This window comes from Acidiphilium rubrum (assembly GCF_900156265.1).
Taxonomy (GTDB): domain Bacteria; phylum Pseudomonadota; class Alphaproteobacteria; order Acetobacterales; family Acetobacteraceae; genus Acidiphilium; species Acidiphilium rubrum.
Genome location: NZ_FTNE01000067.1, coordinates 1 through 2875 on the forward strand (window position 1 = coordinate 1; position 2875 = coordinate 2875).

Sequence of the window (2875 nt, forward strand, 5' to 3'; positions counted from 1 at the left end):
TGGCGGCGGACCCTGGTGGCACGCGTCGTCGTGTTCGCGGAGCTCTACAAACGACAAACCCCCAGGGAACGTTTGTTCCTGGGGGTTTACTTTCGATGGTTGCGGGGACCCATAGCCACTTGTACCGAACTCGCGTTTATACTGGGGCGAGTCTCGGAGGTTGAAGTTACCTTGTTTATTTTGTCTCAAGAGGCGCCGGTAATTTGAGTGGATTTACTTTCGTGATAGTTTCTGTCGCGCCGCCAAACAGGGGAACTTCGAATGATGGGAAGTCTCGAACTATGATCCAATCATCTTGTGTGCTCCGTTGGTGCCCCTGCACCTACGATTTTTGACAGAGCGCGTGCCAGTTTTGCCGCGGTCAGGTCACCGCTCAATGCGGTGCGAAACCGCCCCAGGGGGCCAACCACATAGAGCAGGCTACTATGGGGTATCGAGCTGGTCTTGGAGTTATTCATGCCGACATATACATGAAACGCAGATTCTGCTTCGGTGATGGCTTTCTGGCCACCACTGAGCCCGATGATTCGGCTCGAAAACAGTCTGGCGTAATTGCCAACTATTTTCGGAGTATCCCGCTTTGGGTCGACTGTAATGAAAATCGGCTGAATCACCGCCGCCCGCGGACCTAGTAATTGCATGGCACTGGCCATCGATGCCAGGGTCAGCGGACATTGATCGGGGCACCCGGTATAGCCGAAATAGATGAGCAAGAAGCGACCGCGAAAATCCTTTGGCGTGAATTGATGGTGCCTGGGGCCGATTAACGAAAATAGCGGATCTATCCTATCCTGCCTGCTTGCGGCGGCGACCGCCGCGCCCCCCATTGTGATCCCGAGACCGGCAAGTATAAGTGTGCGTGAAAGGTGTACCTTCCAACGCACGGCTCAGACTTCTACCCAATCAGCCTGCACCACAGCCGACCTGGTGGCACCAACCGCTCGTTTGGCGGCCCGCATGGGAAGGACAGCGGACGAGCGGGCCACCGGCGCGTTGCTCTGTGCAATGCGTGCTGCATCGCTCGCCGGCGTTGCATCCCCAATTTTGAAACGCCCGATCAGCCGCGTGAGATTGCCGGTTTCTGCAGACAAGCCACGCGCAGCTGCCGTGGTCTCCTCGACCATCGCCGCATTTTGCTGGGTCGCCTGATCCATTTGATTGATCGCCGCATTGACCTGGCCAAGCCGGTCTGCCTGATCTTGCGCCGCCCCAGCAATTGTCGCGACCACTTGGTCTATCTTGGCGACTTGCTCGAAGATGCGGTTGAGCGCATCGCCAGCATCGTTCACCAGTGAAACGCCGTTCTTGACTTGTGTTTCAGCGTTGACAATCAAGAGCTTGATCTCACGTGCCGCATCGGTGGAACGTAATGCAAGAGTTCGGACTTCCGACGCGACCACCGCAAAGCCGCGCCCGGCATCACCCGCTCGCGCCGCCTCGATTCCCGCGTTCAGTGCAAGAAGGTTGGTTTGAAATGCAATCTCGTCGATCACCCCGATGATCTGACTGATCTGGTGCGACGAAGTCGCGATCCCATCCATCGCTGTGACGGCGTTGCCGACGACGACGCCGGATCGTTCCGCATCAGCCCGCGTGCCGGAGACCAGTTGTCGCGCGTTCTGTGCATTATCCGCCGAATTTCGCACGACACCGACGATCTCATCCAGCGCGGCGGCCGTCTGCTCTAGTGTCGCGGCTTGTTGCTCGGTTCGCCGCGCCAGATCGTCGGACGCGGCTGCGATTTGACCATTGCCTGCATCAATGGCGCTCGACGCGATGCCAATCTCTGTCACGGCTGCACGCAGTTGGGTCACCGCTTGGTTGAAATCAACGCGCAAGGCCTCATACTCGGCACTGAACGGAACGACGATGGATTGTTCCAGGTCACCCCCAGCGAGCCGGCTCAGGCCCGAGGCAATCTGTTTCACGACAAGCGATTGCTGTGCAGCGATTGTTGAGCGCAGCGCCTCAGCGGCAATTCGATCCGTCTCAATGCGGGAACGTTGGCCAGCCGCCTCCGTTTCAGCGGCGGCAACGGCTTTTGCCGCCGCCACACTGTCAGCTAGCCTCGCTGCCGCCTGGGTCAGCGCCGTATTGATCTGTTCAATGATCCAGACGAGCGCGATCGTTTCAAGAATCACGACCGCTGCGTGCAAAAGCACCCGCGTCAAGTTACCGCCGCCCGGAAATATAAGTGCTGGCGCCAGGAAATTCATGACCAGATGCTGCACTGCAATTGCCCCAGCCCCAGCCAGAACAACGTCCCGATCACAATAAACCGCGAGGATGGCAAGAGCCGCGAAAAAATACATGTGGGCGTCAATTTGCAGATAACTATTTTTAGCCCCGACTACGATTAGCGAGACCATCGCGATATAAGCCACAGCGATGGTTAGCCGGGTCGATTTGGCGGTGGGGTATAACATCCAGGCGCCCGTCATGACCGCATCGATGAGAAATGCCAACGCGCCGGCACCGGTCCAGTCATTGCCCGCCAGCCACGCGACCAACCCGATGACCGGGACATGGAGCCATAACAAGGGCAACATCAGCCGGCTAGCCATTTGCCGGATCCGAATAAGATCATCCGTCATAGTCGATGTAATCCTAAAATGAAGTTATCCGCAGGCTTTCAGCACTTCTGGATTGAGAAGAAACCAAGCACCCGCGTCGATGAGCGCCCTACGTCGGCGCGGCAGAGCAATCACGACAAACGGGTACCCGCCAAACCGAATGACCGGCCCCGTCGATCCAGCAGCCTGAAACGCCTGTGAGGCGCTCGTAACCATCCGGTCTGACTTTCGATTACCCACAAATATTTGCCATGGTGACCGCTCCGAGGGTGATATCGGTGAGGCGCGTCATTCCGCGCCAC

2 protein-coding genes are annotated in these 2875 nt (G+C 57.7%); both read right to left on the reverse strand.

The window, feature by feature from the left end; all coding sequences use genetic code 11:
- Positions 1 to 290: 290 nt before the first annotated feature.
- A complete protein-coding gene (locus tag BW994_RS18670) occupies positions 291 to 827 on the reverse strand; it encodes an SCO family protein (protein WP_076454859.1) in 537 nt (178 codons plus the stop codon).
- Positions 828 to 887: 60 nt separating this feature from the next.
- Positions 888 to 2594: a methyl-accepting chemotaxis protein gene (locus BW994_RS18675; RefSeq protein ID WP_051657678.1), complete on the reverse strand. Its 1707-nt coding sequence runs from the start codon at positions 2592 to 2594 to the stop codon at positions 888 to 890.
- Positions 2595 to 2875 lie beyond the last annotated feature (281 nt).

What these genes read in the sequence shown, in the direction of transcription:
- BW994_RS18670 (WP_076454859.1), bottom strand. Translation starts at nt 827, where the DNA reads ATGGGGGGCGCGGCGGTCGCCGCCGCAAGCAGGCAGGATAGGATAGAT.
- BW994_RS18675 (WP_051657678.1), bottom strand. Translation starts at nt 2,594, where the DNA reads ATGACGGATGATCTTATTCGGATCCGGCAAATGGCTAGCCGGCTGATG.